The 7,116-nt window shown below is 72.0% G+C and carries 5 protein-coding genes and 1 pseudogene; 4 read left to right on the top strand and 2 right to left on the bottom strand.

Translation table 11 applies throughout. The annotated features are described in order from the left end of the window. Positions 1-1,886 (top strand): preprotein translocase subunit SecA (locus RIF68_RS21270; RefSeq protein WP_309052881.1); only part of this gene is annotated, 1,886 nt, incomplete at its 5' end. A 58-nt stretch (positions 1,887-1,944) separates the two neighbouring features. On the opposite strand, the gene RIF68_RS21265 is transcribed toward RIF68_RS21270, so the two are convergent. Next, on the bottom strand, positions 1,945-2,577 hold the full coding sequence (locus RIF68_RS21265) for an Rv3235 family protein (protein WP_309052880.1): 633 nt from the start codon (positions 2,575-2,577) through the stop codon (positions 1,945-1,947). A 271-nt stretch (positions 2,578-2,848) separates the two neighbouring features. Here RIF68_RS21265 and RIF68_RS21260 point away from each other — a divergent pair, with 271 nt between their 5' ends. Further along, positions 2,849-3,355: a DUF6912 family protein gene (locus RIF68_RS21260; protein ID WP_309052879.1), complete on the top strand. Its 507-nt coding sequence runs from the start codon at positions 2,849-2,851 to the stop codon at positions 3,353-3,355. A 74-nt stretch (positions 3,356-3,429) separates the two neighbouring features. Then, a complete protein-coding gene (locus RIF68_RS21255; protein WP_309052878.1) occupies positions 3,430-4,101 on the top strand; it encodes an HAD family hydrolase in 672 nt (223 codons plus the stop codon). A 14-nt stretch (positions 4,102-4,115) separates the two neighbouring features. On the opposite strand, the gene RIF68_RS21250 is transcribed toward RIF68_RS21255, so the two are convergent. Then, a complete protein-coding gene (locus tag RIF68_RS21250; protein ID WP_309052877.1) occupies positions 4,116-4,670 on the bottom strand; it encodes a DJ-1/PfpI family protein in 555 nt (184 codons plus the stop codon). Between the two features lie 465 nt (positions 4,671-5,135). Here RIF68_RS21250 and RIF68_RS21245 point away from each other — a divergent pair. Continuing rightward, positions 5,136-7,116, top strand: a pseudogene (locus RIF68_RS21245) (NAD-glutamate dehydrogenase domain-containing protein); the annotation flags it as partial.

Genomic DNA, 7,116 nt, shown 5'->3' with positions numbered 1-7,116 from the left:
AGGAACTGTTCAAGAAGGACAAGGACTACGTCGTCATCGACGGCGAGGTCATGATCGTCGACGAGCACACCGGCCGTATCCTCGCCGGCCGCCGCTACAACGAGGGCATGCACCAGGCGATCGAGGCCAAGGAGGGGGTGCAGATCAAGGACGAGAACCAGACGCTCGCCACGATCACCCTCCAGAACTTCTTCCGCCTCTACGACAAGCTGTCCGGCATGACCGGTACGGCCATGACCGAGGCCGCCGAGTTCCACCAGATCTACAAGCTCGGCGTCGTCCCGATCCCGACGAACAAGCCGATGCAGCGCAAGGACCAGTCGGACCTGATCTACCGGACCGAGGTCGCCAAGTTCGCCGCGGTCGTCGACGACATCGCGGAGCGGCACGAGAAGGGCCAGCCGGTCCTCGTCGGCACCACCTCCGTCGAGAAGTCCGAGTACCTCTCGCAGCAGCTGTCGAAGCGGGGCATCCCGCACGAGGTCCTCAACGCCAAGCACCACGAGCGCGAGGCCAGCATCGTCGCCCAGGCGGGCCGCCGCGGTGCCGTCACCGTCGCCACCAACATGGCCGGCCGCGGTACGGACATCAAGCTCGGCGGCAACCCGGACGACCTCGCCGAGGCCGAGCTGCGCCAGGCCGGCCTGGACCCGGTCGAGCACGTGGAGGAGTGGGCCGCCGCCCTCCCCGCCGCCATGGAGCGCGCCGAGAAGGCCGTGAAGGCGGAGTTCGAGGAGGTCAAGGCGCTGGGCGGGCTGTACGTGCTCGGCACCGAGCGCCACGAGTCGCGCCGTATCGACAACCAGCTCCGCGGCCGTTCCGGCCGTCAGGGCGACCCGGGCGAGTCCCGCTTCTACCTGTCGCTCGGCGACGACCTGATGCGTCTGTTCAAGGCGCAGATGGTGGAGCGCGTGATGGCGATGGCCAACGTGCCGGACGACGTGCCGATCGAGAACAAGATGGTCACCCGCGCCATCGCCTCGGCCCAGTCGCAGGTCGAGACCCAGAACTTCGAGACGCGTAAGAACGTCCTGAAGTACGACGAGGTCCTCAACCGGCAGCGCGAGGTCATCTACGGCGAGCGCCGGCGCGTCCTGGAGGGCGAGGACCTGCACGACCAGATCCGCCACTTCATGGACGACACGATCGACGACTACATCCGCCAGGAGACCGCCGAGGGCTTCGCGGAGGAGTGGGACCTCGACCGGCTGTGGAGCGCGTTCAAGCAGCTCTACCCGGTGAAGGTCACCGTGGAGGAGCTGGAGGACGCGGCCGGCGACCGGGCGGGCATCACGGCCGAGTTCATCGCCGAGGCGGTCAAGAACGACATCCACGAGCAGTACGAGGCGCGCGAGAAGCAGCTCGGCTCGGAGATCATGCGTGAGCTGGAGCGGCGCGTGGTCCTGTCCGTCCTGGACCGCAAGTGGCGCGAGCACCTCTACGAGATGGACTACCTCCAGGAGGGCATCGGCCTGCGGGCCATGGCCCAGAAGGACCCGCTGGTCGAGTACCAGCGCGAGGGCTTCGACATGTTCACCGCCATGATGGAGGGCATCAAGGAGGAGTCCGTCGGCTACCTGTTCAACCTGGAGGTCCAGGTCGAGCAGCAGGTCGAGGAGGTGCCGGTGCAGGCCGGCGCCCCGTCGCTGGACAAGCAGGAGGCGGTGGCGGCCGGTGCCGGGCGCCCCGAGATCCGCGCCAAGGGGCTCGACGCCCCGCAGCGGCCCGACCGGCTCCACTTCTCCGCGCCCACCGTGGACGGAGAGGGCGGTGTCATCGAGGGTGACTTCGCCACCGACGGCGGGGCGGAGTCCGGTGACGGGATGACCCGCGCCGAGCGGCGCAAGGCGCAGAAGAACGCGGGCGGGCGCCGCCGCAAGAAGTGACGCGCCGCCGAGGCTGACGCGGAAGGGGCCGGGCACCGGAAGGTGGCCGGCCCCTTCGTCATGCCCGGCGGGCGGCGCCGCAGGCACGGGCCGCCGGGCGGAGGCCGTCGAGTTCGACGGCGGCGCAGCGCCAGCGGTGGTCGGTGCCGCGTTCGAGGCGGAAGGCCATGGCCCGTACGCGGGAGCCGGTGGCGATGCTCGCGAAGGCCTCGATCGCGGTCCGGCCGGCGTCCAGCTGCATCGCGCAGCGGCGCAGGACGGGACGCGGGCCGAGCGACCGCAGCGGGGTGCCCGGGGCGAGGCGGACCAGTTGTTCGTACCCCTCCCCGACGGTGTGGCCGAGCATCCAGTGGACCGGGCGCTCGCCGCTGAGCACGGCGAGCAGCCGCTCGGCGAACACGGTGTGCGGCGGCAGCGCGCGGGGCGGGGTGCGGTGCGGGACGGCGGGCCGGACGCCGGCGGCGCCGCGCGGCCGGCTGCCGGCCGGGCCGCCGGGCGCGGTGCGGGGGCGGGGGGTGCGGGGAGTGACCGGACGCGAGGTGGCCTGTGGGCCGGTGGGGCGGGAGACCGGGGCAGGGGCGGGCCTGGCGGGGGCGTCGGTTGCCCCGGCCGTTCGTGGGGCGGGCCCGGGGGCGGGCCGTACGGCGGTCGCGGGCTCGGCGGGCGGCGTGGTGGCGAGCGTGGTGGTCATGGCGATCCCCTCCTGGCGCAACGGTGGAGTACCGGTCGGTAACTTCCGTTGGGGATCTTGTACGGGCGGGCCCGGACCGGCGGCAAGTGCCGGGCGTCACCCGACGACTCCGGAGAGTGATTCGCCTATCAGGGTGAATCGGGAGGAGATCACGTCCAGGGGGTTCGAGCGGCCGTTCCCCGGGTGGACGGTGCGGCCCCCCGGCCGCCCACCCCGAAGGGGGACTCCGCACGTATCCTGAGGGCCACTCCGACTACGAAAGCGGCCAGCCATGCGCGTGTACGTCCCCCTGACCCTCCCCGGTCTCGCACAGGCGCACAAGGCGGGCGAGCTGGGCCCCGGCCCGCTGACCGCCTACGCCGTCACTCCCGCCCTGCGCGAGTGGTACGTCTCCGACGACATCGAGGAGCTGGAGTACGCGGCGCTCAACCGGGCCGCCGCCGCCTCCCTGCGCCTCCTCGCCGGAGACCCCGGGGCGCCCCGGCGCCGGATCGTCGTCGCCGTCGACGTGGCCGACAGGGAAGCGGCGGTCGACCCCGACCGGGGACTCGACGCCGGCTCCATCGGTGAGGTCCGCATCGCCGGATCCGTCCCGCTCTCCAAGGCGGCGGCGGTGCACGCGGACGCGGACGACGCGCAGGCCGACGTCACCGCCGCGGCGGCCGCGCTCGGCGCGGCGGACCTCGGCGACGACGACGCCCAGTTCGTCGTGGACGGGGCCGAGGACCACGAGCTGCTGTGGTTCGGGGTGCAGGAGATTCCCGGCCTGCTGGGCTGAGGGCCGCGGCGGCCCGCGAAGCCCTCCGTACCGGCGCCCTCCCCGCTGTCGGTGGCGCCCGGTACCGTCTTCCCATGGGGAAGCACGGTAAGGGCCGGGGCACGCACCTGGTCTGGGACTGGAACGGCACGCTGCTCGACGACATCGGCGCGGTCATCGACGCGACCAACGCCGCCTTCGCGGAGCTCGGCCTGGAGCCGATCACGCTGGAGCGGTACCGCGAGCTGTACACGGTGCCGGTGCCGAAGTTCTACGAACGGCTCATGGGGCGGCTGCCCACCGACGACGAGTGGACCGTCATGGACGGGGTCTTCCACCGCCACTACTGGCAGCGGGCCGAGGCGTGCGTGCTCACGCCCGGCGCCGCCGAGCTGCTCGCCGCGCGCCAGGCCTCCGGCCTCACGCAGTCGCTGCTCTCGCTCGCGCCGCACACCGACCTTCTGCCGCTCGTCCGCCGGCACGGGATCGCCGAGCGGTTCGTCCGCGTGGACGGGCGGACCGACCGGTCCACGGACGGCAAGGCCGGACACATGGTGCGCCACCTGACGGCGCTGCGTGACGTCCCGGCGGAGCGGGTCGTCGTCATCGGGGACGCCGCCGACGACGCGTACGCGGCGGCGCACGTGGGCGCGAAGGCCGTGCTGTTCACCGGCGGCTCGCACAGCCGGGCCTCCCTGGAGCGGGTGGGCGTGCCGGTGGTCGACTCCCTGGAGGAGGCCGTGGCCGTGGCGGAGGAGCTGGTCTGAGACGGCGGCGCCCCTCAGCCCCTCGTGCGCAGCACCTTCAGGAACTCGCGCATCCACACCGGATGGTCCGGCCAGGCGCGGGAGGAGACCAGCAGGCCGTCCACCACGGCCTCCGTGTCGCGGAACGCCGCCCCGGCCGCCTGCATGTCCAGCTCCAGAGCCGGGTACGCGGTGACCCGGCGGCCCTCCAGGCCGCCCACCGCAGCCGTCAGGAGAGGGCCGTGACAGATCTGCGCCACCGGCTTGTCCGCGTCGAAGAACGACTTCAGGATCTTCCGCAGCTCCGGGTCGTTGCGCAGGTACTCCGGCGCCCGGCCGCCCGGGATCACCACGGCCACGTACGCGCTCGGATCCACCTCCGAGAACGCCAGGTCCGCCGGCCAGGTGTAGCCCGGCTTCTCCGTGTAGGTGTCGAAGCCCGGCTCGAAGTCGTGCACCACGAACCGGAGCCGCTTGCGGGACGGGGCCGCGATGTCGACCTCGTACCCCTCCTCCAGCAACCGCTGGTACGGGTACAGCACCTCCAGCGACTCCGCCGCGTCCCCGGTCACGATCAAGATCTTCGCCATGGCGTCTCCCGGATCTCCGTTGGTCGGCCGGCCGTGCCCGGTTTCCGCGCCGCGGTCCCGGCTCCCGGCCGTTCCTCGTGCTCGGTCCACGCTCCCGCGTGCGGCCCGTCCTGCCAAGACCACCCTGTGTCGCTGTCCAGAACGTCAAACTTCCCCTCGCACTTTTGTACACATACGGCTCATGACGATCCGGGGGGCGGGAGCGATAGGCTTTTCCCGTGATCAGCGCGATACGCCGAGGGGGCAACGCAGCCCCCGGCTGCCGCCCGGCCCGCGGAAGCGGCCGGGCCGCCCGTGCGTTCGCCGATCCTTTCCGTCCGGGCGGGCCGCCTCGTATGGCCGATAACGACCCGGGCATCTCTCATCGGGCATACCGTCGACACCGACCGGAATCACCGCGTCGAGGCGTTGTGCCCTTCCTTCCACCGACGTCACGCAACGGCGCGCGACCAGGAGTCAGAGGACATGCAGACCAAGCTGGACGAAGCCAAGGCCGAGCTGCTCGAAAGGGCCGCTCGGGTAGCTGAGCACAGCCCGGTCGGGGGGCGACTTCCGACGGGCTCCGAGAACGGGGAGCGCCCGGACCGGGACACCGTGCTCGACTACCTCCAGCGCTACTACCTGCACACCGCGCCCGAGGACCTCACCGACCGTGACCCGGTGGACGTCTTCGGCGCCGCGCTCTCGCACTACCGGCTCGCCGAGACCCGGCCCCAGGGCACGGCCAGCGTCCGCGTGCACACCCCGACGGTGGAGGAGAACGGCTGGACCAGCAGCCACTCCGTCGTCGAGGTCGTCACCGACGACATGCCCTTCCTCGTCGACTCCGTCACCAACGAGCTGTCCCGCCAGGGACGCGGCATCCACGTCGTGATCCACCCGCAGGTCCTCGTCCGCCGTGACGTCACCGGCCGCCTCATCGAGGTCCTGACCGCCGAGCCCGCCGAGCGCCCCCACGACGTGCTCACCGAGTCCTGGATCCACGTCGAGATCGACCGCGAGACCGACCGCGCCGACCTCAAGCAGATCACCGCCGACCTGCTGCGCGTCCTCTCCGACGTCCGCGAGACCGTCGAGGACTGGGAGAAGATGCGCGACGCCGCGCTGCGCATCGCCGACGGCCTGCCCGACGAGCCCACCGCCTCGGACCTGCGTCCCACCGAGGTGGAGGAGGCCCGCGAGCTGCTGCGCTGGCTCGCCGACGACCACTTCACCTTCCTCGGCTACCGCGAGTACGAGCTGGTCGACGGCGACGCCCTGGCCGCCGTGCCCGGCACCGGCCTCGGCATCCTGCGCTCCGACCCGCACCACAGCGGCGACGACCAGGGCCACCACGCCCACCCCGTCTCGCCGTCCTTCAGCCGGCTGCCCGCCGACGCCCGCGCCAAGGCGCGCGAGCACAAGCTGCTCATCCTGACCAAGGCGAACAGCCGGGCGACCGTGCACCGCCCCTCGTACCTCGACTACATCGGCGTGAAGAAGTTCGACGCCAACGGCAACGTCGTCGGCGAGCGCCGCTTCCTCGGCCTCTTCTCCTCCGCCGCCTACACCGAGTCCGTCCGCCGCGTCCCGGTCGTCAAGCGCAAGGTCCAGGAGGTCCTGGACGGTGCCGGCTTCTCGCCCAACAGCCACGACGGGCGCGACCTGCTCCAGATCCTGGAGACGTACCCGCGCGACGAGCTGTTCCAGACCCCGGTCGACCAGCTCCAGGCCATCGTCACCAGCGTCCTCTACCTCCAGGAGCGGCGCCGGCTGCGGCTCTACCTGCGCCAGGACGAGTACGGCCGCTACTACTCGGCCCTCGTCTACCTGCCGCGCGACCGCTACACCACGCGCGTCCGGCTGCGGATCATCGAGATCCTCAAGGAGGAGCTCGGCGGCACCAGCGTCGACTTCACCGCCTGGAACACCGAGTCGATCCTCTCCCGCCTCCACTTCGTCGTCCGCGTCGAGCCCGGCACCGAACTCGCCAAGCTCACCGACGCCGACGTCGACCGCATCGAGTCCCGGCTCGTCGACGCCGCCCGCTCGTGGTCCGACGGCTTCGGCGAGGCCCTCAACGCCGAGTGCGGCGAGGAGCGCGCCGCCGAGCTGCTGCGCCGCTACGGCAACGCCTTCCCCGAGGGCTACAAGGCCGACCACTCGCCGCGCGCCGCCGTCTCCGACCTCGTCCACCTCGAGGCCCTCGCCCAGAGCGGCAAGGACTTCGCGCTCTCCCTCTACGAGCCCGTCGGCGCCGCGCCCGGCGAGCGCCGCTTCAAGGTCTACAAGGTCGGCGACCCGATCTCCCTGTCCGCCGTGCTCCCGGTCCTCAACCGCCTCGGCGTCGAGGTCACCGACGAGCGCCCGTACGAGCTGCGCGGCGCCGACCGCGCCCGCAAGGCCTGGATCTACGACTTCGGCCTGCGGATGCCCGTCTCCCCCGGCAACGGCGGCGACTACCTCG

It is taken from the genome of Streptomyces sp. (assembly GCF_031178505.1).
Classification (GTDB): Bacteria; Actinomycetota; Actinomycetes; order Streptomycetales; family Streptomycetaceae; genus Streptomyces; species Streptomyces gulbargensis.
The sequence above is the reverse complement of the archived record's forward strand: the minus strand, read 5'-3'. Positions and strand labels throughout refer to the sequence as shown.

Coding starts and splice junctions, on each gene's coding strand:
- RIF68_RS21265 (WP_309052880.1), bottom strand. CDS start 2,577: ATGACCACCACGCTCGCCACCACGCCGCCCGCCGAGCCCGCGACCGCC.
- RIF68_RS21260 (WP_309052879.1), top strand. CDS start 2,849: ATGCGCGTGTACGTCCCCCTGACCCTCCCCGGTCTCGCACAGGCGCAC.
- RIF68_RS21255 (WP_309052878.1), top strand. CDS start 3,430: ATGGGGAAGCACGGTAAGGGCCGGGGCACGCACCTGGTCTGGGACTGG.
- RIF68_RS21250 (WP_309052877.1), bottom strand. CDS start 4,670: ATGGCGAAGATCTTGATCGTGACCGGGGACGCGGCGGAGTCGCTGGAG.